General features: G+C 66.4%; 21 protein-coding genes. 11 read left to right on the top strand and 10 right to left on the bottom strand.

Translation table 11 applies throughout. The annotated features are described in order from the left end of the window. Positions 1-103: 103 nt before the first annotated feature. The 4 genes from A5766_RS14910 to A5766_RS14895 form a co-directional block, all read right to left on the bottom strand. Positions 104-1,081, bottom strand: coding sequence for a hypothetical protein (locus tag A5766_RS14910; protein ID WP_064905204.1), 978 nt, complete (start codon positions 1,079-1,081; stop codon positions 104-106). Beyond that, positions 1,078-2,154, bottom strand: a complete 1,077-nt coding sequence (locus A5766_RS14905) for a hemolysin family protein (RefSeq protein WP_005206858.1) — start codon at positions 2,152-2,154, stop codon at positions 1,078-1,080. The genes A5766_RS14910 and A5766_RS14905 overlap by 4 nt, the downstream gene beginning before the upstream one ends. Next, a complete protein-coding gene (locus A5766_RS14900; RefSeq protein ID WP_005206857.1) occupies positions 2,147-3,553 on the bottom strand; it encodes a hemolysin family protein in 1,407 nt (468 codons plus the stop codon). The genes A5766_RS14905 and A5766_RS14900 overlap by 8 nt, the downstream gene beginning before the upstream one ends. A gap of 150 nt (positions 3,554-3,703) precedes the next feature. Beyond that, entirely contained in the window at positions 3,704-5,143 is a 1,440-nt protein-coding gene (locus tag A5766_RS14895) for a GuaB1 family IMP dehydrogenase-related protein (RefSeq protein ID WP_039856047.1), read from the bottom strand. Between the two features lie 148 nt (positions 5,144-5,291). Between A5766_RS14895 and A5766_RS14890 the strand changes: the two genes are divergently transcribed. Further along, positions 5,292-6,335, top strand: coding sequence for a glycosyltransferase family 2 protein (locus A5766_RS14890; RefSeq protein WP_064865207.1), 1,044 nt, complete (start codon positions 5,292-5,294; stop codon positions 6,333-6,335). 259 nt (positions 6,336-6,594) lie between these two features. On the opposite strand, the gene A5766_RS14885 is transcribed toward A5766_RS14890, so the two are convergent. From A5766_RS14885 to A5766_RS14870, 4 genes are all read right to left on the bottom strand, one after another. After that, positions 6,595-7,227 (bottom strand): PIG-L deacetylase family protein, encoded by a 633-nt coding sequence (locus A5766_RS14885; RefSeq protein ID WP_082933814.1) that lies wholly within the window; start codon positions 7,225-7,227, stop codon positions 6,595-6,597. Positions 7,228-7,295: 68 nt separating this feature from the next. Continuing rightward, entirely contained in the window at positions 7,296-8,756 is a 1,461-nt protein-coding gene (gndA, locus tag A5766_RS14880; RefSeq protein WP_005206841.1) for an NADP-dependent phosphogluconate dehydrogenase, read from the bottom strand. 104 nt (positions 8,757-8,860) lie between these two features. Further along, the gene (locus A5766_RS14875) at positions 8,861-9,811 is read right to left on the bottom strand and encodes a M56 family metallopeptidase (RefSeq protein WP_005206839.1); all 951 of its coding nucleotides are present in this window, start codon (positions 9,809-9,811) and stop codon (positions 8,861-8,863) included. Positions 9,812-9,910: 99 nt separating this feature from the next. Continuing rightward, positions 9,911-10,309, bottom strand: coding sequence for a BlaI/MecI/CopY family transcriptional regulator (locus A5766_RS14870; RefSeq protein ID WP_064905202.1), 399 nt, complete (start codon positions 10,307-10,309; stop codon positions 9,911-9,913). A gap of 252 nt (positions 10,310-10,561) precedes the next feature. Between A5766_RS14870 and A5766_RS14865 the strand changes: the two genes are divergently transcribed. The 8 genes from A5766_RS14865 (at position 10,562) to A5766_RS14830 (ending at position 17,034) form a co-directional block, all read left to right on the top strand. Beyond that, entirely contained in the window at positions 10,562-10,993 is a 432-nt protein-coding gene (locus tag A5766_RS14865; RefSeq protein WP_005206835.1) for a PaaI family thioesterase, read from the top strand. Continuing rightward, positions 10,990-12,237: a DUF6986 family protein gene (locus A5766_RS14860; RefSeq protein WP_005206834.1), complete on the top strand. Its 1,248-nt coding sequence runs from the start codon at positions 10,990-10,992 to the stop codon at positions 12,235-12,237. The genes A5766_RS14865 and A5766_RS14860 overlap by 4 nt, the downstream gene beginning before the upstream one ends. 96 nt (positions 12,238-12,333) lie before the next feature. Beyond that, positions 12,334-12,636, top strand: coding sequence for an urease subunit gamma (locus A5766_RS14855; RefSeq protein WP_005206833.1), 303 nt, complete (start codon positions 12,334-12,336; stop codon positions 12,634-12,636). A 178-nt stretch (positions 12,637-12,814) separates the two neighbouring features. Further along, positions 12,815-13,144 carry an urease subunit beta gene (locus tag A5766_RS14850; protein ID WP_005206832.1) on the top strand — a complete coding sequence of 110 codons (330 nt, stop codon included), beginning with the start codon at positions 12,815-12,817 and terminating at the stop codon, positions 13,142-13,144. A gap of 1 nt (position 13,145) precedes the next feature. Next, positions 13,146-14,864, top strand: coding sequence for an urease subunit alpha (locus tag A5766_RS14845; RefSeq protein WP_005206831.1), 1,719 nt, complete (start codon positions 13,146-13,148; stop codon positions 14,862-14,864). A 38-nt stretch (positions 14,865-14,902) separates the two neighbouring features. Beyond that, the gene (locus A5766_RS14840) at positions 14,903-15,571 is read left to right on the top strand and encodes an urease accessory protein UreF (RefSeq protein WP_005206830.1); all 669 of its coding nucleotides are present in this window, start codon (positions 14,903-14,905) and stop codon (positions 15,569-15,571) included. Between the two features lie 69 nt (positions 15,572-15,640). Further along, a complete protein-coding gene (ureG, locus tag A5766_RS14835) occupies positions 15,641-16,327 on the top strand; it encodes an urease accessory protein UreG (RefSeq protein ID WP_005206829.1) in 687 nt (228 codons plus the stop codon). Then, positions 16,327-17,034, top strand: a complete 708-nt coding sequence (locus A5766_RS14830) for an urease accessory protein UreD (protein WP_005206828.1) — start codon at positions 16,327-16,329, stop codon at positions 17,032-17,034. Before ureG ends, A5766_RS14830 begins: the two co-directional genes overlap by 1 nt. 25 nt (positions 17,035-17,059) lie before the next feature. Here A5766_RS14830 and A5766_RS14825 read toward each other — a convergent pair whose 3' ends face one another. Together A5766_RS14825 and A5766_RS14820 are read right to left on the bottom strand one after the other, a co-directional pair. Continuing rightward, complete coding sequence (locus A5766_RS14825; RefSeq protein ID WP_005206826.1) at positions 17,060-18,520, bottom strand: NAD(P)/FAD-dependent oxidoreductase; 1,461 nt, start codon at positions 18,518-18,520, stop codon at positions 17,060-17,062. A 176-nt stretch (positions 18,521-18,696) separates the two neighbouring features. Further along, positions 18,697-19,314: a GNAT family N-acetyltransferase gene (locus A5766_RS14820; protein WP_005206823.1), complete on the bottom strand. Its 618-nt coding sequence runs from the start codon at positions 19,312-19,314 to the stop codon at positions 18,697-18,699. Positions 19,315-19,530: 216 nt separating this feature from the next. On the opposite strand from A5766_RS14820, the gene A5766_RS14815 reads away from it, so the two are divergent. Together A5766_RS14815 and recC are read left to right on the top strand one after the other, a co-directional pair. Further along, positions 19,531-20,037 (top strand): acyl-CoA thioesterase, encoded by a 507-nt coding sequence (locus A5766_RS14815; RefSeq protein ID WP_231894661.1) that lies wholly within the window; start codon positions 19,531-19,533, stop codon positions 20,035-20,037. Positions 20,038-20,055: 18 nt separating this feature from the next. After that, on the top strand, positions 20,056-23,066 hold a 3,011-nt coding region (gene recC, locus A5766_RS14810; protein WP_231894660.1), incomplete at its 3' end, for an exodeoxyribonuclease V subunit gamma.

The raw sequence follows: 23,066 nt of genomic DNA, 5'->3' as shown, positions 1-23,066 counted from the left end.
GTTGCGGCTTCGGTGTCGAATCCGCGCACGTCATCAGCCCTCATCGGGACAACAGGGGCGATCGTGAACGCGCTCCATGTTACCCGCGAGGTAAATCGCGTCGTCAGCAGGCGTCGAGCAGCACGCCGAGGTGAGAACGCAGCGTGCCCCGCAGCTCGGCGCCACGATCGGCGATGGCCGACTGCTCGCGGACGTACTCGGCCCGCCCCGCGGGCGTCTCGATCTCGACCGGCGCGTAGCCGAGGTCTCGCAGGTCGTAGGGACTCGCTCGCATGTCGAGCTCGCGGGCGGTGAGTGCGAGCTCGAACGCGGCGAGTGTCAGCTCCGCGGGAATCAGCGGCGCGAGGTTGATGCATGCGCGGTACAGGTCCATGGTCGCGTGCAGACAGCCGGGTTGTTCGTGCTCGATCTGTGTCTGCCGCGACAACGTCGACTCGTTTCGTGGACGAGCCGCGTCGGTGAAGAAGCGGAAAGCGTCGAAGTGCGTGCACCGCAACGGCATCGATTCGACGACGGCGTCGGTCGCCGCGGGTCCGAGCCGCAGCGGGACGGAATGTCGGGGAGCGTCGGTGCGGTAGACCATCGCCCACTCGTGCAGACCGAAGCATCCCAGGCGGGCGGGGCGGGAGGCGGTGGCGTCGAGCAGTGCACAGGTGGCGAGCAGCGCACCACGCCGTTCGGTCAGGAACGCCGGGTCGACCGTCACGCCCCCGCCGGGAGTCCGGGTGTAGCCGCGAAGGGTCGACAGCTCTTCGAGGACGCGCGCTTGGCCGCGGTCGCCCGTGGTTCCCGGTGCCGCCAGCACGACGCCGTAGCCGGGGTGCCAGCGTCGTATGTGGGAGGGGCGTGCCGAGTAGTAGGTGAACAAGAAGTCGAGGACGGGGTGCTTTTCGCCCTGCGCCCTCGACCGCAGGTAGGGCCCGACGAGTTCTTCGACGCGCGCCTCGTGATCGGCGCGACGCGCCTGCCAGACGTCGGGAGATAAGACGGCAGGGGATAAGACGTCGGGGGATAAGACGTCGGGGGAGAGGACAGGGTTCGAGAGCTCGACAGGGCTGGGAGTCGCGTGCGCCGTGGTCACACCCGGTGCGTCTCGTCGCGGACGGTGCCGACGAACTCCTCCACGAGGTCGGCGAGCGCCACGATGCCGACGGTGCGTCCCGAGTCGTCGACCACCGCGCCGAGGTGCGAGCTGGTGCGGCGCAGGGCGCGCGTCGCGTCGTCGAGTGGGGTGTCGATGCCGATCACCGGAAGTGGACGGATCTTGTCGACGCCGATGATCGTCTCCTGGCCGACGTTGCCGTCGAGGATGTCGTCGAGCACGTCCTTCAGGTGGAGGTAGCCGGTGAAGGTGCCGTCGAGGCCGCGCACCGGGAACCGGGAGAAACCGGTGTCGCTGACGGCTCGCTCGACCGACCCGAGGGTGGGGCCGACGCCACCGGTCACCGGATCGACCTCGACGTCGACGCTGCGCATCCGATCGAGCGGGATCATCACCTCCGACACCGTGCGGGCGACCGACCGCAGTGCGCGGGTCAGACGCTCGTGTTCCTCCGCGTCGATCAGGCCTTCCTCACGGGACTCGCCGAGCATCTGCGCGAGTTCGACGGGCGAGACCGTCGAATCGAGCTCGTCCTTCGGCTCGACGCGCAATGCGCGAAGCGTGATGTTCGCCAGCCAGTTGTAGAACGCGATGAGCGGGCGGACGATCTTGATGAAGCCGAGGTGAACAGGGACGAGCAGCATGGCTGCGCGTTCCGGACCGGCGAGCGCGATGTTCTTGGGCACCATCTCGCCGAGCAGGATGTGCAGCACCGCAACGAGTCCGAGCGCCACGGCGAACGAGATGGGGTGCAGCAGCGACTCGGGGACATGTGCGACCTCGAGTGGTAGCTCGAGGATGTGTGCGACGGCCGGTTCGCCGACGCGACCGAGCAGGATCGAACAGATCGTGATGCCCAACTGCGCGCCCGCGAGCATGAGCGAGAGATGCTCGCTTGCGCGGATCACGGTGCGTGCCCGCGATTTTCCGCTCTCGGCGAGCGCTTCCAGTCGGTCGCGTCGTGCCGAGATGAGGGAGAATTCAGCGCCGACGAAAAATGCGTTGCCCGCGAGCAACACCACGGTGAGAACGATTGCCCATGCGTCATTCATCATGAGCTCCCGGGCTGTCGCTCGATGCGTCGTCGGATGTGATGGGTGTCAGTCGCACGACGTCGACGCGTCGACCGTCCATCGCGACGACGGTCGCATTCCACGGGGTGGTGTCGAACTCCTCGTCGGATTCGTCTTCGTCGTCGTCGCGCAGAGACACGACCATCGGGAGGTCGACGGAATCGCCTGCTGCCGGGATGCGACCGAGTTCGTTCATCACAAGCCCGCCGAGCGTGTCATACGGGCCATCGGGAGCGCGGTAGCCGGTGGCGTCTGCGACCTCGTCGGTGCGGAGCAGTCCCGAGAGCAGGTATCCGTTGGCGTCGACCTGGACGTCGGCGCGCTCGTCGTCGTGCTCGTCGGTGACGTCGCCGAGAATCTCTTCGATGAGGTCCTCGGTCGTCACGATGCCGGCAGTGCCGCCGTACTCGTCGATCACGACGCAGACCTCCATGCCGTCGGCACGGATCTGCTCCATCAGCGCGTCGCCGTCGAGAGTCGTCGGGACGGTGGGTACCGAGCGCGCTATCGACGAGAGGGACGTCGAGAGTTGTTCTTCCGGGGCGACGGTGAACGCCTGCTTGATGTGGACGACGCCGATCATGTCGTCGAGATCGCCGTCGTTGACGATCGGGAAGCGTGAATGTCCGGTCCGCGACGTCGCCATGACGAGGTCGCGAATCGTATCGTCGCGGTCGAGGTATTCGACCGTGACGCGCGGCGTCATCAGATCCTCTGCGGTGAGTTCACCGAACTTGAGTGACCGATCGACGAGCATCGCGGTCTCCGGGTCGATCGACCCCTGTTTGGCCGAGTTGCGTACGAGCGAACCGAACTCCGACGGTGACCGCGCCGACCGCAGTTCCTCGGCGGGCTCGATACCCATCCGACGGACGATCCAGTTCGCGGCGCCGTTGAGACCCCGGATGACCCAGCGGAACGCCAGCGAAAAGTAGGCGAGAGGGGCTGCGGTGGCGCGTGCCACCGCCATCGGACGTGCGATGGCGATGTTCTTGGGGACCAGCTCGCCGAGCACCATCGACAGCGACGTCGCGATGAGCAGCGCGAAAACGAGTGAGAGGACCGACGCGACCGATTCGCTCACGCCCATCGCGCGGAATACGGGACCGAGGATCTGTGCCAGCACCGGCTCGGCGATATAGCCGGTGATCAGCGTCGTGATCGTGATACCGAGCTGTGCGCCCGAGAGCTGGAACGACAGCGTCTTGTGCGCGCGTTGCACAATGCGTGAACGACGGTCGCCGCGCGTGGCGACCTCGGATTCGACAGCTGACCGTTCGAGCGCCGTGAGGGAGAACTCGGCTGCGACGAAGATCGCGGTACCAAGTGTCAGCGCTATGAAGCCGATCAGGCTGGCGACGATGATCAGCGCCTGCACGTGTCACCTTCGTGTCGAGGTAGAGCGTCCGGTGCCTGTGGCACAGGCGATCCCTCCATGACGCACCGAGTGGCTGGGGACAGCGCCACGGAGTCGGTGCACTCCGTGGGCAACGCAGACCATTCTAGGTGCGGCGTCGGTGGCGAGGGCTCACCAACCTGTCGGTAGCGGTTTGCCCTCGGCGAAGCCTGCGGGCGACTGCACTCCGAGAACCACGCGCTCGCGCAGCTCGCCGAGTGATCGCGCGCCGGTGTAGGTCGCCGTGCTGCGCACACCCGAACAGATGTGGTCGATGAGGTCTTCGACGCTCGGACGCTCGGCGTCGAGCTTGATCCGTGAACTGGAGATGCCCTCCTCGAACAGAGCCTTGCGGGCCTGGTCGAAAGCGCTGTCGGCAGAGGTGCGTGCTGCGACAGCGCGCTTGGACGCCATCCCGAAGCTCTCCTTGTAGAGCGCGCCCGACGCGTCGCGCTTGAGGTCGCCGGGCGACTCGTAGGTCCCCGCGAACCACGACCCGATCATCACGTTCGACGCGCCTGCGGCAATGGCAAGCGCGACGTCGCGAGGATGGCGGACACCTCCATCGGCCCACACGTGCTTGCCGAGTTCTGCTGCGGTGGTTGAACATTCGGCGACCGCGGAGAACTGCGGCCGTCCGACGCCGGTCATCATCCGCGTCGTGCACATCGCGCCGGGCCCGACGCCGACCTTCACGATGTCGGCTCCGGCGTTGATGAGGTCGCGTGTGCCCGCGGCCGACACGACGTTTCCGGCGGCCAACGGGACGCCGAGGTCGGCCGTTGCGACAGCTTCGAGCGCCGAGAGCATCTTCTCCTGGTGGCCGTGTGCCGTGTCGATGACCAGGAGGTCGGAACCGGCGGCCACGAGTGCCTTCGCCTTGCCGACGACGTCGCCGTTGATGCCGACGGCTGTCGCGATGCGGAGGCGGTTCTCGTCGTCGACGGCAGGGCGGTAGATGCCGCTGCGCAGTGCGCCAGTCCGGGTGACCACGCCGGTGAGGCGTCCGTCGCCGTCGAGCATGATCGCCGCGTGCTGGTGCGCGGCGTCGAGGATCTCGAAGACCTCCCGGACGTCTGTTCCGGCAGCCACTGAGACGAACCCGCGGTCGAGGACGTCGCCGAGTCGGGTGAAGCGGTCGACGTCGGTACAGGCCGCCTCGTCGACGGTGCCGACGGGCCGCCCGTCACGGTCGACGACCACGACGATGCCGTGCGCACGTTTGGTGATCAGTGCGAGCGCGTCGCTGACCGAATCGTCGAGTTCGAGCGTGACCGGGGTGTCGGCGACGAGGTCGCGCGACTTGACGAACGCGATGCTCGACTCCACGGCCGGGATCGGTAGGTCCTGCGGTAACACGACCAATCCGCCCCGGCGGGCGACGGTTTCAGCCATCCGCTTTCCGGCGACAGCGGTCATGTTCGCGACGACGACGGGGATGGTCGTGCCGGAGCCGTCGGAGGAGGCGAGGTCGACGTCGAAGCGGGAGATCACGTCACTGCGTGACGGAACGACGAAGACATCGTCGTAGGTGAGGTCGTAAGCGGGCGAGTGTCCCGAGAGAAAGCGCACGTACACACACTGTACCCGGCGATGACTCGGCTGCGATCGCGGGTTGTTGCCGTTCGGCGCGTCGGGCGATCGGAGTCTTTTCTTGCGGGGAAGGCTAGGCTAACTTTGCTGGCAAACCGCTGTGAAGTGACTGAGGGCGAGGAGTGACGTGGGCAAGGTGGCGCCGACGCCCGATCAGACGCGCCTGTCCGTAGTCATACCCGTGTATCGGAGTGCGCGGTACATCGAGCCGTCTCTGCGCGCGATCCTGCGGCAAGTCAGGCCAGTCGACGAAGTCGTCCTGGTCGACGACCGTGGCGACGACGGGTCGATCGCGGTGGCGACGTACATCCTCACGTCGGCTGGTGTCGACCACCGCGTTGTCGAACTCGACCGCAACCGTGGCGCGGGCTATGCGCGCAACGCCGGCGTGCGTGCAGCAACCGGCGACGTGATCTGGTTCTTCGACAGCGACGACCTCGCCGACCCCACATTCACCGCGCGCATGCTCGACGCGCTGGTCCGAGAACATGCCGACTTCGCTTCCTGCCGAACGATGTTCGTCGATCCTGCTGGGGCTGCTCTCGGCGTTGCCGAACGTCGAATGCGGCGGCGATTTGTCGACGGCCACGAATTCGCCCGAATGCTCATGCGGGGCAGGGTGAAGGCGTATCCGCCGGCACGATTGTTCCGCCGCGCGGTGCTCGGCGACGCACCCTGGGACGAGCGCAGGGCGTATGAGGATATGGCCGCGACGCTGCGCATCGCGCTGCGGGCCGACCGCGTCGCCCTGGTCGACGAGCCGCTGCTCTGGTATCGACAGCATCCCGAGTCGACGTCGCAGGTCACTTGCACGCACACCGCCGAGGTCTTCGCGATGGGCGACGAGGTGGCCCGGCTTGCCCCGGAACTTCGCGAGCGCGACGCGTTCTGGGGATCGAGTCGTTGGGGATCGAGTCGGAACCGCTCGCTCGCCCGCGCGTTTCGCTACCGAGAGGTGCTCATACCTGCCGCACACATGGCCATGCGCGCTGCGCAGGCCGGCACCGGTGACCCCGACGTCGTGCGGTCCCTGATCGCGGAGTCGCGTCAGAGGTCGTCGCTCGTCGACGTCGTACCGCTGGTCGCCGCTGGTCAGCTACGTTCCGCGGCGTTCGCGGTCGGCATGGCGGCCTCGCCGTCGGCGTACGCGCGGGTGCTGAGCACTCGCTGACCGCCGTGAACGCGCGCGCTCGTGGGAGCACGGCCGCGGTACGTACACAATCCGGTCGTCAGCGCGGCGCCACGACAATAATTGTCTCGGCGCCCCGCTGACGTCACAGTTGTGTACGCACCTCTGCAGGATGGACCGCGCCCGGGCCAGCATTACGCGAAATCGCCCGACCTGGGGTGACGGAGCGCATGGCCGACGCCTGCGCCTCCCGCAGGTCGCCGCGTGAGATCAGGCGCGGGTGCTGCGCACCCGGACGCCGTCAGAGATCACGCGAGACGGCCCAGAAACGTTCGGGCGCAACAATTTTGTCGATGCCGAACTGCGTGTTCTGGGTGGGGTAGCACTCGACGGCCGCGCGTTTGAGATCCATCGAACCAGCAGCCGGTTGCACATCGTCGAGCACGCATCCGCGCCAACGCAACACGTCGCGGCTGGCCATCTCGTCGCTGCGGCTGTAGTTGCAGTACGGCAGGTCCGCGTACATCCACAGGGGGACCGGCACCCGAGCCGCCAGAACCGCGTTGCGTACGAGCAGGTGGTCGGCATGCCTGACACCGAGCGGCCCGATGACGATCTGCGGTCGGTGGGTTTCCACCAGTTCGGATACCGCGCCGCTCAGCGCCCCGAGGTCGGCGCCACCGTACTGCTGGTCGAGGAAGTCGAGGTGCACCGCGCGACCACCTATCGTCGCGACGGCCTTCTCGTCCTCTGCTCGGCGGACGTCGAGTGCTTCGGTCGACGACGCGAAGCCGGTCGAGCGATCCCACTCCGTGTGCTGAGGCGGATCCGGCCGACCGGCCAACATCGTCACGACGATGACGTCGTCCATCGCCGACAGCGCCGCACCAGCCGAATACACCGCATCGTCGAGGTGCGGAGAGAGGATAAGCACCCGCGACAGATCCTCCGGGTCGAGTCGCTCTCCGCCCGCTGCGTTCAGACTGTCTTCACCCTCGACGTTCAGTCGGTCTTCACCTCGGTGCGATCCTGGCCCCAGAGCGTGTGGAAGGTTCCGGGCTTGTCGACGCGCTTGTAGGTGTGCGCGCCGAAGTAGTCGCGCAGGCCCTGCGTCAGGGCGGCAGGCAGCCGGTCGCTGCGCAATCCGTCGTAGTAGGAGATCGATGAGGCGAACGCCGGTACGGGCACTCCCATCAGCGTCGCCGCCGACACCACTCGTCGCCAACTGTCGAGGGACGACTCCACGGCGTCGGTGAAGTAGGGCGCGAGCAGCAGGCTCGGCAGGTCGGCGTTGTCGGCGTACGCGTCGCGAATACGGTTGAGGAACTTCGCGCGGATGATGCAGCCGCCTCGCCAGATCGTGGCGAGCGAGCCGCGGTCGACGTTCCAGTTGTACTCCTGGCTGCCCGCGCTGATCTCGTCGAATCCCTGGGCGTAGGCGACCATCTTGGAGGCGTAGAGCGCGCGGCGGATGTCCTCGACGAACTGCTCTTTGTCTTTCGGAGCCTCTGCGAGCGTTCCCGACGCCAGCGACGTTGCCGCGGACCGCTGGTCGGCAGCACTCGACAGCGCTCGGGCGAACACCGCCTCCGCGATCCCGGTCACCGGGATGCCGAGATCGAGTGCGGCCTTCACCGTCCACCGGCCGGTGCCCTTCTGGCCCGCCTGGTCGACGATGACGTCGACGAGTGGTTTTCCGGTCTCGGCGTCGACCTGGGCCAGCACCTGCGCGGTGATCTCGACCAGGTAGCTCTCGAGTTCGCCCTTGTTCCACTCGGCGAAGACGTCGGCGATCTCGGCGGGTTCCATGCCGAGGCCGCGACGCATCAGGTCGTACGCCTCGCCGATGAGCTGCATGTCGGCGTACTCGATGCCGTTGTGGACCATCTTCACGAAGTGGCCGCTGCCGTCGGGGCCGATGTGGGTGCAACAGGGTTCGCCGTCGACGTGTGCGGAGATCTTCTCGAGCATCGGACCGACCGATTCGTACGACACCGCGGGGCCGCCGGGCATGATCGACGGACCGTTGAGTGCGCCTTCCTCGCCGCCGGAGATGCCCGCGCCGATGAAGTTCAGGCCGCGCTCGGCCATCGCGGCCTCGCGACGGATCGTGTCGGTGTAGAGGGAGTTGCCGCCATCAATGATGATGTCGCCCTTCTCCATCACGTCGGCCAGCTCAGAGATGACCGCATCGGTGGGGTCGCCCGCCTTGACCATGATCAACACGCGACGTGGCTTCTCCAACGCGTCGACGAACTCCTGCATCGTCTCGGTGCGGATGAAGTTGCCCTCGCTGCCGTGCTCATCAAGGAGAGCATCGGTCTTGGCGATGGAGCGATTGTGGAGTGCAACGGTGTAGCCGTGGTGGGCGAAATTGCGGGCGATGTTGGAGCCCATGACTGCCAGGCCGGTGACTCCGATCTGGGCCTTCGACGACGCGGACGGTGTGGCGGAGTTGGTCATGTCACCAGCCTATTGCCTAGGCGGCGTCCTGTGTTCTGTGGTGTCCGAAGTGTCGCAACCACACCGGTCGACGGTGTCGCACGCCGACCCGGCGCACGAGAGCATCAGTGAGCCGCGACGAGCCTGCTCAGTTCGGTCAGCCAGGGGATTGCGACGGCCAGCGTCGGCACCACCAGGATCGCGGTCGCGCCCGAATACGCCACCGTGACCAGCCAGATCGGCGCGCGGTCGTGCCGGAGGCGATGGACGCGGGTCAGCGTTGTCGGCCCGCCGACGGCCATCGCGCCGCGTGGTGCGACGGCGTCGGCGCATGCAACAAGCGCGCGCCCGAGTGTCGTCGGTGCGGTTGCTCGAACCGCCTGGTCGTCGGCGAGGGCCTCGACGAGAAGCTCGACCGAACCGAGCGCGGAGGAACTACGTACGAAGCGGGGAAACGCTTCATGGAGCGCGATGAACGCTTCGAGGACGAGGTCGTGGCGTGCGCGCAGGTGTGCACGCTCGTGTGCGATGACGGCGATGAGTTCGTCCCGCGAGAGCCTGGCCACGACGCCCTCGCTCAGCACGACGCGCTGCCGAATGCCGGGCAGGCAGTAGGCGAGTGGCTGCTCGACGTCGATCATGCGGATATCGCGACCGAACAGCGGATGCGACTGATCGGAGCGGTCGCATCGGTCGAGGATGTCGATGAGTTGGCGATGCGTCGCCCGTCGAGCACGGGTGCGTACGCCGACGCGAACGACCGTGAAGATCAGGCGGGCGCCGATGAGCAGCGTGAGCGCGAAGACGCCCACATAGGCGATCCACAGAGGAAGTCCGACCCGTTCGATCTCCCGCAGCGGATGGGTCGTCGGCGCGCCGTCGGGGCCGGGGGAGAGCAGATTCGCCGCGATTGCCAGACCGCAACTGAACGCAGACAGCACGGCAGCGAGTGCGATGGCCTGCCACAGCGTCATGGCCGCCCGGGGTGCACGAATCGGCCACTGGGCTCGCGACAACGCCTCAGGGGCAGGGCCGACGAAAACCAGCGTCATGATGCCGAAGAGCAGTGCGGTCATCGAGTGCTGTCCTAGCGGTGGGCTGTATAGCAGGGTGAATCAGTCGTGCAAGTAAATACATAGAACGAAAGCGAGTGAATCAACGGTACTAAAGCGAATCTAGCTGGTCTCTTGAGTACCGCGGGCTGCTTCGAGCTCATCGAGCGCACGACGCAGCGCGGCGGCTTCGTCGGCGCCTACTCGACCGACAAAGCTGACGAGGGCCGCGTGCCGAGAGCCGGGGGCGTGCGCTTCGCTGAGCGCATCGACCATCAACGACGCCACGAGGTCTTCGCGTGGATGGGTGGGAACGTACTTGTGGGCTCTGTCCTCGCGGATCTGCGTGACCAGGTTCTTCTTCGCCAGACGCTGCAGCACGGTCATCACCGTGGTGTAGGCCAGCGAGCGGTCGCGGGATAGATCCGCGTGGACCTGGCGAACCGTCTGAGGCGTGGGACTCTTCCAAAGGGAGTCCATCACCGCACGCTCCAGATCGCCCAATCCGTTCATCTTTCGCATTTTACTGCCGTTTCCTCTACTTGCTCGACGCCGGGGCCAACTTGTCCCGCGGGGTGCCTTGACAATGTTGGTAAGGCTAGCCTACGTTAATCACAACGTCGGACCGCGCGAGAGTCCTGAGGGCTGCAGAGACCCCCGGTCCACGTCGCGGTAAGCCCCACATCCCCAACGGGATGTGGGGCTTACTGGTTCCCGGGGATGTCCACAGGGCCAGCGATGCTCGGCCACGTGAGTCGTGACACTCTTGTTCGCATGACTGTTGACGACACGGACAATTTTTCGAAGTTCGCGGGCAAGGGTCTCGACGCCCTGCTCGGCCTGCAGATCACCGACATCGACGACGACGGCGCGGTCACCGCGACCTTGGAGATCGATTCGCGACATCACCAGCCGTTCGGCATCGTGCACGGCGGTATCTACTGCGCGATCGCCGAAAGCGTTGCCAGCACCAGTGGCTTCGTGTGGCTGTCCAAGCAGGGGCCGGGTCAGACCGCGGTCGGCGTCAACAACAACACCGACTTCCTCCGTTCGGTCAGCAGTGGCGTCGTCACCGCAAAGTCGTCGCCCATTCACCGCGGACGCCGGCAGCAGCTATGGCGTGTCGAGATGTCCGACGACGCAGGTCGCCTGCTTGCCACGTCGCAGGTGCGTCTCCAGAACATCGACATGCCTGCGGGCGCGTGACCTCGCGGCACACGTTGGGCGCCGACGTTCGGCGCTCGGTCGAAGAGCTGCTCGCGCCGGTCGACGACGATCTCGCGGCGCACTACCCCGGCGATCGGACTGATCCGCAGCCGGTGCACACCGTCTACGTGAGCGCGGCAGACGTCGACGAACAGACGCCGCAATCGTGGGGTGACGAGGCGCTCCGGATCGCCGACGCTGCGTCGGGTGTCCTCGGCGAACTCGCGGACGACGACGTGGTCGGAATCGCGCTCGAGCGGTTACGAACCAACCCGATCGAGGATCTGCGGATCGATCTCGAAGACGGTTACGGATGGCGTCCTGACGCCACCGAGGATGCCGACGCCCGCCGGGCAGGCGAGACCCTCGCCGCCTGGACTCGCCAACGACCCCACGCACCTCGATCCGCGGGTGTGCGGGCCAAGGGACTCGGAGCGGTCGAGCGCAGCCGCGGTCTGCGCACGCTCGAACTGGTCCTCGACGCCGCGGGCGGTATCCCCGACGGTTTCGTGTTCACGGTGCCGAAGCTGCGCGACGTGCGGCAGGTCGACGCCGTGAATCTGCTGTGCGCCGAGTTCGAGCGCGTCCACGGCGTGCCCGTCGGCTCGTTGCGATACGAACTGCAAATCGAGATCCCGCAGGCGATCCTTGGCCCGGACGGGAGCGCAACGGTTGCCGAAGCGGTGCATCGGGGTGCCCCGCGGCTGAGTGGCCTGCACTACGGCACCTACGACTACAGCGCAGCATGCGGAATCGTCTCGGCTCAGCAGTCGCTTGCGCACCCGGTCGCCGATCACGCCAAGAACGTCATGCAGGCCGCGGCGGCGCAGACCGGCGTCTGGCTCAGTGACGGCTCGACGCAGGTCATGCCGACCGGCGACGACGCCCAGGTCGCGGCCGCGTTGCGGCGTCACCACTCGCTGGTGCTGCGCTCGCTCGAGCGCGGCTACTACCAGGGATGGGATATGCATCCGGGGCATCTGATCACCCGATGGGCCGCGGTCACCGGGTTCTACCGGTCGGCGATGCCGACCGCGGTGACCCGACTGCAGAGCTATTTCGAGCGACGAGGCGGCGACGTCGTCGACGAACCGGCCACCGCGATGTCGTTGGCGCTGGTCGTCGGCCGAGGGTTGGCGGCAGGTGCGTTCACCGAAGACGAGGTCACCGCGATCGCTCCGCAGTGCACCGTGACCCGCCTCGCGCAGTTGCGCGCCACCGGCGGTGCACTCGTCGACGAGTGACGGCGCTTCGACGCGCCGCCGCGCAGCGCGCGTGGCAGTATGACCACACCAGCAGTGGGGTGTGTCGACCCCGGATCGTCGTGAAGAGGGGTTCAGGTGCGGCTGTCGCCACATGAACAAGAACGGTTGCTCATCTCCTACGCCGCGGAACTGGCCCGGCGCAGGCAGGGCAGGGGCGTGAAGCTGAATCATCCCGAGGCCGTCGCGTTGATCACCGATCACGTGCTCGAGGGTGCGCGGGACGGACGCAGCGTCGCCGAACTCATGGCATCTGGGCGTGAGGTACTCGCTCGCGACGACGTGATGGACGGTGTGCCCGAGATGCTGCACGACGTTCAGGTGGAGGCGACGTTCCCGGACGGGACGAAGCTCGTCACCGTGCATCATCCGATCGGGTGATCCTGATGAACCACCGCGCGCCCGCGACGCTGACGAGCACGGCGATGCCCCAGCGCAGAGCATCGATGCCCCAGCGCAGAGCATCGCAGAAGCGCACGACGACAACGTTTTCCGAGTTCGTGATGCCGTGTCTCGGCGTGTCGGCGACACCCGCGCGGCTGCCAGAACGAGAGGTGCCATGTCCGACAACAATCCCGCGGTGATCCCCGGCGAGGTGATCGCCGCACCGGGAACCATCGAGCTCAACGCAGGAGCCGACCCCGTGACGTTGACCGTCGTGAACTCGGGTGATCGACCCGTCCAGGTCGGGAGTCACGTGCACTTCCCCCAAGCCAATTCGGCGCTCGATTTCGACAGAGCCGCCGCGCGTGGCCGTCGACTCGACATCGCCGCCGGCACCGCGGTGCGATTCGAACCCGGCATCGAGATGACCGTGACACTCGTACCGCTCGGCGGAACCCGTGAGGTGTACGGGATTTCGCTGGACGCGCCTGGAAAGGTTGACTGACATGGCAATTCTGGGACGCGACCGTTACGCACAGCTGTTCGGTCCGACGACCGGCGATCGAATTCGCCTCGCCGACACCGACTTGCTCATCGAGGTGACCGACGATCGTTCCGGCGGACCGGGTCTCGCGGGCGACGAAGCGGTTTTCGGCGGTGGCAAGGTGATTCGTGAGTCGATGGGACAGAGTCGCGCCACGCGCGCCGACGGCGCTCCCGACACCGTCATCACCGGTGTGGTCGTCCTCGATCACTGGGGAATCATCAAGGCGGACGTCGGTATTCGCGACGGCCGGATCGTCGCGCTGGGCAAGGCGGGTAACCCCGACACCATGGACGGTGTCCATCCCGATCTGGTTATCGGCGCCTCCACCGAGATCATCGCGGGCAACGGCAAGATCCTCACCGCGGGCGCCATCGACTGCCACGTCCACTTCATCTGCCCGCAGATCATGGACGAGGCGCTCGGCAACGGCATCACCACGCTGATCGGCGGCGGCACCGGTCCGGCGGAGGGGAGTAAGGCGACCACGGTGTCGCCCGGTTCGTGGCACCTCGCGTCGATGCTCGCCGCCACCGACGGCTGGCCGATGAACATCGCGCTGCTCGGCAAGGGCAACACCGTGAGTGCCGAGGCGATGCACGAACAGATCCGGGCGGGTGCGTCGGGCTTCAAACTGCACGAGGACTGGGGGAGTACCCCCGCCGCGATCGACGCGTGCCTGCGCGTCGCCGACGAGACCGGGGTGCAGGTCGCCCTGCACTCGGACACCCTCAACGAGGCGGGCTTCGTCGAGTCGACGCTCGGTGCGATCGCCGGACGCAGCATTCACGCGTATCACACCGAAGGCGCCGGAGGCGGGCACGCACCCGACATCATCACTGTCGCATCGGTTCCGAATGTGCTTCCGAGTTCGACGAATCCGACGCGCCCGCACACCGTCAACACACTCGACGAGCACCTCGACATGTTGATGGTCTGCCACCACCTCAATCCGACGGTGCCCGAGGATCTCGCGTTCGCCGAGAGTCGTATCCGACCGTCGACGATCGCCGCGGAGGACCTGCTCCACGACCTCGGGGCGATCTCGATGATCGGTTCGGATTCGCAGGCGATGGGTCGCATCGGTGAGGTGGTGTTGCGTACCTGGCAGACCGCGCATGTGATGAAACGCAAACGCGGATCACTGCCGGGCGACGGCGCAGCCGACAACAATCGCGCGCAGCGCTACATCGCCAAGTACACGATCTGCCCGGCCGTCGCGCACGGATTCGATTCCGAGATCGGGTCGGTGGAGACGGGTAAGCTCGCCGACCTCGTGCTCTGGGATCCCGCATTCTTCGGTGTCCGACCGGATCTCGTCATCAAGGGTGGCGCGATCGCGTGGGCACAGATGGGCGACGCGAACGCGTCCATCCCCACACCGCAGCCGGTACTACCGCGTCCGATGTTCGGGGCGAGCGCACCGTTGGCTGCCGCGACGTCGATCAGTTTCGTCGCACCGGGCTGCGATCCCGACCTCGCCGAGCGAATCGGTGTGCGACGCAAACTCGTTCCGGTCACCGACACGCGCGGAATCGGAAAAGCCGACATGACCAACAACGACGCGCGGCCGGAGATCACCGTCGATCCGGACACGTTCACCGTCACCGTCGACGGCGAGGTGTGGGATGCGCCGCCCGTCACCGAACTGCCCATGGCACAACGCTATTTCCTGTTCTGAGTTGTTCATGCTCCCGCTCCGATCTCGAAAACCACACCATGACCCCACCTGACCAACCATCGCGCTACGCGGGCGCGCCGCTGGCAATGATGTTGTCGCTGGCCGATTCTCGGCTACCCGTCGGCGGGCACGTGCACTCGGGGGGTGTCGAACAGGCCATCGCCGACGGTTTCATCCGTGGGGTCAGCGATCTCGCGTCCTTCCTCCATCGCCGTGTCACCACGAGCGGTCTGGTTGCTGCGTCCATCGCGGCGGCGGTCGCCGACGGCGGCCTCGACGTCGAGCGTGCGCTGCAGGAAACGGACGCACGCACGCCGTCGGCGGCCGCTCGCAAAGCGTCGATTGCTCAGGGCCGAGGAATGCTCCGATTGGCCAAACGCATGTGGCCGGAACGGGATTGGTCCTCGCACACGCCGACGACGCATCTGCCGGTCATCAGTGGCGCGGTGGGTGCGGCAAGCGCCTTGTCGGGATTTCACACCGCCCTTGTGCTCGTGTACACGACGATGAGCGGTTCGGCGACCGCGGGCCAGCGACTCCTCGCACTCGACCCCGCCGACGTGGCGCTCATGATCGCCGACCTCGGTCCCGAGTGTGAACGTGTCGCGGCGTCGGCGGCGGTGGGTCTCGCCGATCTGTCCGATCCGGTTCTCGACGTGTTCGCCGAACGCCATGAGCGACAACCGATGCCACTCTTCATGTCCTGACGTTGTCTTTCGATTCGCTCAACTCACGTAGTCCAACCCGCACTGTCCACAGTCACCGAAAGGATCACCATGCCACCGCATCTCATCGACGGAGAGCCGCACAGCCACGATCACGATCGTCCGCGACGCCACCGCGAGCCGGGCGAGGCGTTGCGGATCGGCGTCGGCGGGCCGGTCGGCTCGGGCAAGACGGCTCTGGTTGCCGCGCTGTGCCGTCAGCTTCGTGAGGAACTCTCCGTCGCGGTCCTGACCAACGACATCTACACCACCGAGGACGCAGACTTCTTGCGGCGCAACGCCGTTCTGCCCGACGAGCGCATCACCGCTGTGCAGACGGGTGGTTGTCCGCACACCGCGATCCGCGACGACATCACGGCGAATCTCGACGCGATCGACGACCTGGTCGCAGCGAATCCACCGCTCGATCTGATTCTGGTCGAATCCGGTGGCGACAACCTCACCGCAACCTTCTCGACCGGCCTGATCGACGTGCAGATCTTCGTGATCGACGTCGCCGGTGGCGACAAGGTGCCCCGCAAGGGCGGACCGGGCGTCACTTTCTCGGATCTGTTGGTGATCAATAAGACCGACCTCGCCGAGCGGGTCAATGCCGATCTCGACGTCATGCGTCGCGACGCCGCCAAGGTTCGCGACGACCGACCGACCGCGATGATCTCGTTGACCGACGACCCGGCGGCCACCGATGTGTTGGCGTGGGTTCGCACGCAACTCGCGGCCCCCGTGGCGACGGGGTAATGCGTACCAGAGTCGAGATCGTCGTCGAGCCCGGTCGGCGCTTCCGACACCGGGCATCCGGTGGACTGGCTGTGCGCCAAACGGGTTCGCAGGCAGCGCATCTCATCGGAACGGCGGCAACTCCGCTCGGCGGTGACGACATCGAGGTGCGCGTCATCGTCGAAGCGGGCGCCCACCTCGACCTCGGCAGTGTTGCCGCGACCATCGCGCTGCCGTCGACGCGGCGTGTCGATTCGACGATGTCGTGGCACATCGAACTCGGGCCAGGTGCCCGGTTGCACCTGCATCCAGAGCCGACCGTCGTCGCGGCCGGTGCTGATCATCGGTCGGAGATCGTGGTCGGAATGGCCGACGACGCGATCCTCACCCTCGCCGAAGACGTGCAGATCGGACGTTCTGCGGAATTCGGCGACAAGGACGCCGCCGGGCGCTGGGAGGGCGGACTGCACGTCGATGTCGGTGACGCCCCCGCGCTGCGACACCGGGTCGCGCTAGGTGTCGGCTCCAGCGCCCATCGGACCGGCCTTCGCGCGGCCAGCAGCGTCTTCCGTTACCCGGATACGCGCGATGATCAGGTCGACGGAGAGGCTTTCGCCGCCCGCCTGAGCCTGGCATCGGGCGGGTCGCTCGCTACCGCACTCGGAGAGAATGTCGCACAGACACGGCGCCTCGTCGACGAGATGGAACTCGCGACGATGGCGCCGTGACCTGAACCAGAAGTCGAGCCGGCGGTCAGCTCGCCTTGGTATCGGTTTTCTTCGCGACCTCGGCGTCGGCCTCCGATTTCTTCGCGTCGGCACCGACCGATTCGCCCTCCACCTCGTAGATGGGCTTGTTCTCGAGTTCGGAAAGATGCCCGATGGCGGTGCGGGCGTAGACCTGCTGCTCGGTCACCGCGAGCTGTGTGCGACCGCGGGTGCTGAACGCGAAGAACCAATTGATCAGCGTGTTGAGGCGGTTACGGAAGCCGACCAGATAGACCAGGTGCAGCGCCAACCAGCCGACCCATGCGAAGTAGCCTTCGGTCTCGAACCGCTTGTCGGTACCCGGAATCGGAACCGACATCACCGCGGAGAAGCGCGAGACCGTCGCCATCGAACCCTTGTCGTGGTACGAGAACGGCTTGCGCTGTTGCGGGGTCTGACCCTTGAGCTCGTTCTTGATGCAGTCGGCCGCGTACCGACCACCCTGGATCGCGCCCTGCGCCATGCCCGGCACACCCTCGACGGACATCATGTCGCCGACGACGAAGACGTCGGGGTAGCCGGGGATCGACAGGTCGGCGAGCACCTTGACGCGGCCCGCGCGATCGAGTTCGACGCCCGACTGCTCTGCGAGTTGCTTGCCGAGTGGGCTGGCCTGAACACCGGCCGACCACACCTTGCACTGCGACTCGATTCGACGGGTCGTGCCGTCCTTCTCCTTCACCACGAGACCGTCGTAGTCGACGTCGACGACCATTGCGTTGAGCTGGATCTCGACGCCGAGCTTCTCGAGGCGCTTGGCGGCCTTGGATCCGAGCTTCGGACCCATCGGCGGAAGGACGGCGGGCGCGGCGTCGAGCAGGATCACCCTCGCCTGGGTGGGATCGATGTTGCGGAATGCGCCCTTTAGGGTCTTGTCGCTCATCTCGGCGATCTGCCCTGCGAGTTCGACACCCGTCGGTCCGGCTCCCACGACGACGAACGTGAGCAACTTGTCGCGCTCGGCCGGATCGTCGGACAGTTCTGCCTGCTCGAATGCACCGAGAATCCGACCTCGCAGTTCGAGCGCGTCGTCGATCGTCTTCATGCCGGGGGCGAACTCGGCGAACTGGTCGTTGCCGAAGTACGACTGGTCGGCGCCTGCCGCGATGATCAGTTTGTCGAAGGGTGTCTCGGTCACTCTTTCGAGCAGACGTGACTTGACGACCTTGTTCTTCAGATCGATCTCGAAGACGTCACCCATGATGACGGCGGTGTTGTTCTGCTTCCGCAGTACGACGCGGGTTGCCGGAGCGATTTCACCCTCGGCGACGATTCCGGTCGCAACCTGATAGAGCATGGGCTGGAACAGATGGTGCGTGGTCTTGGCAACCAACGTGACGTCGACGTCGGCCTTGCGGAGTCGCTGCGCGGCGAACAATCCGCCGAATCCCGAGCCGATGATGACGACACGGGGACGAGCGGGGGCTGTCGGAGCGGGGCTGCTCATGATCGAGAACATCTCCTTCGCGCATTGCAGGAACGACGCGCAGGGCGCGCGTACATCTCAACGGTAGTCAATGATCAGTCGTAGGTCGCGGTGAGCCTTGGGTTGACGCCGAACTGCTCGCGCGGCCGTGTTGCGGACGGCGTCACGTATGTCTGATGTGGCACGTCACCCCGACGTCACGCCGGAAGGTTCATCACCTGGTGTCGACGTGCGTCGGCGCCCATGACCAGCGCTTCCCAATGGTGTCTGAGCAGCTCGTACTCGAGTTCTCCGAGGTTGTCGCGATTCCCGTGAGCATGCTCGTACCGCCTGCCGAGGTGGTCGCCGCCCGCGCGAACGCCCGACACCCGCATACCGAGCTTTTCCATCACACGTCGCGACGAGGAATTGCGCAGAGTGGTGCTCGCGAAGACACGCTCGGTGTGCAGTTCGTCGAATGCGAGTCCGACGACGGCGCGGGCAGCCTCGGTGGCGAGGCCACGGCCCCACGTGTCGCGGCGCAGCCGATAGCTCAGCTCCATCTCCGAGCGCTGACTGTGACGCGGCGCCCGCAGGAGCACCCAGCCGAGAAATGCCTGATAGCGCTGGTCGATGGCGATCCACATCCCACCCCGACCGGTGCTCAGTTCCGCTCGGGCGCGGGGAATGACCCAGTCGGAGATCTCGGCACGCGGCGTCGGGCGCCCGTCCGAGACAAATCGCATGACCTCGGGATCGGAGTCGAGAAACACGAGTGCATCGACGTCGGTCGAGTCGACCGGTCGCAGCCGTAGACGGCGAGTCTCAACGTTCACACATCCCCCAAGAAAACCGAGCGTGCCGGGTGGTTCGTGGCCCCCTGCAAGTCTCTCCCCGGTCAGGGAGTCTACGTAGTCTCAGCCCGAGCCGGGTCAGATCATCGCGGTGTGTCGTGCGCGTCTCCGACGCGGTGTGCCAGGGGCGTCTCCGACGCGGCGCCTGTCGAAGACTCCCCGCCGCCGATGTCGGTTCCGCCGGATAGGCTGCGGAGCGTGTCAGATACCACTATTCCGATCGTCGGTGGCGGGCCCGGTAGCGAAACAGCCGCCGACGCCAGCCCCGGCACGGTGTCGCCGTCGGGTGCAACCACGGTCTCCCTACAGTTGCGCTGGGGCGACATGGATGTCAACAAACATGTCAACAACGTGCAGTTCGCTCGACTGCTCGAAGAAAGTCGTGTGCGCACGTTCGCGGAGTGGTTCGAGGGGGTATCGGTAGTGCTACCGATACTGGTCGCGCGTCAGATCATCGAGTTCCGCGCAGTGCTCGAGTACTCGTTCGACCCGGTCACCATTACCACCGGCGTCTCGCGAATCGGGCGGACGTCGTACACGATGTCCGCCGTCCTGACCGATCCGTCCGGTCTCGTGTGCGCCGTTGCCGAGACCACGCTCGTCGCCATCGACCCGAGTACTTCTCGCCCGCGACCCCTCTCCGACGATGCCCGCGCCATTCTCGAATCGCATCGCATCGAGCCGCAGCCGATGCACACGAACTGACCGCGGTCGGAATCACCCGTGTTGACCCTTCACCGCGCAGAGCGCAGCGATACCCTCGCCGACGCACTCGCCGACGTACTGCGGGTTCCGCTTGCCGATCCGATGGCAACCGAGGTCATCTCAGTGCCTGCGCGCGGCGTCGAACGATGGCTGACCCAACACCTCGCGACCACATTGGGTGCAGGCGCCGGCGGAACCGACGGGATCGCCGCGAACATCGACTTCTCGTCACCTGCGGCACTGAGCGAGGCCGTGGTGGATGCCGTGCGCACAACGCCGCGGTCGCATGCGGGACCGTACGGCCGTCACGATCCCTGGGAGCCAGGGCGAATGGTGTGGCAGGTCCTCGCCGTCCTCGACGAGAACATCGACGATCCGGCACTCGACATCATTGCGCGACATATCGGTTCGGGTCGCGCCGGGACGGGCCGTTCGGGCCGCGCCGCGACGGGCGGCGACAACGACCTGCGGGTCGGCCGGCGCTTCGCCACTGCCCGTCATCTCGCCGACCTCTTCGATCGATACGGGCGCCAGCGTCCCGCGATGCTGGTCGAATGGGCCACCGGCCGCGACACCGACGGAACCGGTACCGAACTCGCATCGGACATGGTGTGGCAGGCACGTTTCTGGCGGGCGGTGCACGCGCGGACCGGCGTCGACCATCCCGCGCTTCTCCTCGACGACGTGTGCGCACGCGTGCGCACCGATCCGGATTCTGTCGACCTTCCCGAACGACTGAGTGTCTTCGGCACGACTCGCGTCACCGAATCATTCCGACAAATACTGTCGGCGCTCGCGACGCACCGCGATGTGCACCTCTTCCTCCCGCACCCCTCGCCCGCACTCTGGTCATCGGTGGCGCGCGCCACTACACAGACGGGCGCCACTACACAGACAGGCGCAGTGGCATCGGAGACCGTCGATCAGGTGCCGCGCCGCGCCGACCGGCCGATCCCCGCGATCGATCATCCGCTGCTCGCCGGGCTGTCGCGCGACGTCCAGGAACTCCAGCAACGCATAGCTCCGATCGTCGACAGGGATATCCATCACGAGCCGCGAGTCGAGGCGGGCGTCCATCCGGCACGTCTGCTGCCGCGCCTTCAGGCCGACCTACGCGACGACACCGTGCGCCCGGGTACCGCGTCGGCCGACTCGTCGCTGGAGATACACGCGTGCCACGGCGCCGAGCGGCAGGTCGAGGTCATGCGCGACAGACTGCTGCACCTGTTCGCCGACGATGCGACGCTCGAACCGCGCGACGTCCTGATCATGTGTCCCGACGTCGAGTCGTTCGCGCCGCTCATCCGTGGTGCCTTCGGTCAATCCGGCCTCGACCACCCGGCGTTCAACCTCCGGGTGCGCCTCGCCGACCGCGGTCCCCGTCAGGTGAACCCCGTCCTCGACGTGGTGGCGTCGATCGTCGAACTCGCCGCCAGTCGAGCAGCGGCAGGCGACGTCGTCGACCTGTTGAGCCGTTCGCCGGTTCGGTCCCGGTTCGCGATGGACGACGACGATCTCGACATGATTCGGGAGTGGTTGGCGCACAGCAACATTCGCTGGGGTCTCGGAGAGAATGAACGCGCCCGATTCGGACTGTCCGGCTTCCGGCAGGGGACTTTCGCGAGCGGAGTCGATCGCATCGCTCTCGGAGCGGTCGCCGAGGAGGCCGACGGCGAGTGGTTGGGCACCGCGCTCCCGCTGGCAGGTGTGGAGAGTACCGAGATCGACTTGGCCGGCAGGTTCACGGAATTCGTCGACCGGCTCGCAGACCTCTTCGACCGCATGGGCAGTCGTTCCTCGCGTGCAGCGTGGCAACAGACGCTGATCGACGTCGTCGACCAGCTCACGCTGTCCGATCCGGGCGAGGAATGGCAACGGGCACAGGCGGTCCGGGTGATCACCGACGCTCTTGACGCCGATGAGTCCGATTCGCAGCATCTGCTGCTCGCCGACATCCGCGACCTGGTGGCCGGGGTGGTGGCGGGGAGACCGACGCGCGCCAACTTCCGGACCGGCGAACTGACGGTCTGCACAATGGTGCCGATGCGTTCGGTGCCACACCGTGTGATCGTGCTCCTCGGAGTCGACGCCGACACTTTCCCGCGCGCACAGCGCACCGACGGCGACGATGTCCTGGGCCGTGATCCGCTCGTCGGGGAACGGAATCCGCGCGACGAGGACAGGCAGCTGTTCCTCGATGCGATCGGCGCCGCCGGGGACTCGCTACTCGTGTTCTACAACGGAGCCGACCCGGTGAACGGCAGCCGCATCCCGCCCGCGGTGGTCGTCAGCGAACTCGCCGAGAGTGTCGCCACCCTGCGAGGACTCGACAACCCGTCCGACGTCGTCATCACCCACACCCTGCACGGATTCGATAGGTTGAATTTCACCCCCGGCGCGATCGGTTCGATCCCGACACCGTTCAGCTTCGACGCCGAGTTGCTCGCGGGCGCACAGGCTCTCGACGCAGATGCGGTGCCGTCCGCGCGATTGTCCGACGCCGAGGTCGGCGATCTCGAACCCACCGACATCGAGTTGCGCGACCTCGTAGCGTTCCTCGCGAATCCGATCGAGGGCTTCGTGCGTCAGCGACTCGGGGCACGAATGCCAGACGACGATCGGGCGCACACCGACGAACTCGACGTAGAACTCGATGCTCTCGACAGGTGGGGCGTCGGCGACCGATTCCTACGACAGATGCTCGCGGGCGACGATCTCGTCACCTGTCAGGCAGCAGAGCTGCGACGTGGCAACCTGCCCCCATACGAGTTCGGGCGCCGTGAGTTGGTCGAGATCTCCGAAACGGTGTCACGTGTGTACGACGCGGTGACGATAGTCGTTCCGAACGGCGAGTTCTCGACGATGTCGGCGATGCTGCCATGGACGCGACGAGCGTCGGGCAATGTGACGACGACGTCGCGGGTGACCGGCGGCTGCGTGCGTACCGAGGCGACCGCGTCGTACACACGTGACACCGTTTCGGAGATCTCGACCAACTCACGGCGCCCGAACTCGTATGGGGGCAGGTT

This window comes from Gordonia sp. 852002-51296_SCH5728562-b (assembly GCF_001665475.1).
Lineage (GTDB): Bacteria > Actinomycetota > Actinomycetes > Mycobacteriales > Mycobacteriaceae > Gordonia > Gordonia sputi.
Note: the sequence above shows the minus strand (reverse complement) of the source record. Positions and strands in the feature narration are given on the sequence as shown.

Coding starts and splice junctions, on each gene's coding strand:
- A5766_RS14905 (WP_005206858.1), bottom strand. CDS start 2,154: ATGAATGACGCATGGGCAATCGTTCTCACCGTGGTGTTGCTCGCGGGC.
- gndA (WP_005206841.1), bottom strand. CDS start 8,756: ATGACCAACTCCGCCACACCGTCCGCGTCGTCGAAGGCCCAGATCGGA.
- A5766_RS14875 (WP_005206839.1), bottom strand. CDS start 9,811: ATGACCGCACTGCTCTTCGGCATCATGACGCTGGTTTTCGTCGGCCCT.
- A5766_RS14870 (WP_064905202.1), bottom strand. CDS start 10,309: ATGCGAAAGATGAACGGATTGGGCGATCTGGAGCGTGCGGTGATGGAC.
- A5766_RS14865 (WP_005206835.1), top strand. CDS start 10,562: ATGACTGTTGACGACACGGACAATTTTTCGAAGTTCGCGGGCAAGGGT.
- A5766_RS14850 (WP_005206832.1), top strand. CDS start 12,815: ATGTCCGACAACAATCCCGCGGTGATCCCCGGCGAGGTGATCGCCGCA.
- A5766_RS14845 (WP_005206831.1), top strand. CDS start 13,146: ATGGCAATTCTGGGACGCGACCGTTACGCACAGCTGTTCGGTCCGACG.
- A5766_RS14840 (WP_005206830.1), top strand. CDS start 14,903: ATGACCCCACCTGACCAACCATCGCGCTACGCGGGCGCGCCGCTGGCA.
- ureG (WP_005206829.1), top strand. CDS start 15,641: ATGCCACCGCATCTCATCGACGGAGAGCCGCACAGCCACGATCACGAT.
- A5766_RS14830 (WP_005206828.1), top strand. CDS start 16,327: ATGCGTACCAGAGTCGAGATCGTCGTCGAGCCCGGTCGGCGCTTCCGA.
- A5766_RS14825 (WP_005206826.1), bottom strand. CDS start 18,520: ATGAGCAGCCCCGCTCCGACAGCCCCCGCTCGTCCCCGTGTCGTCATC.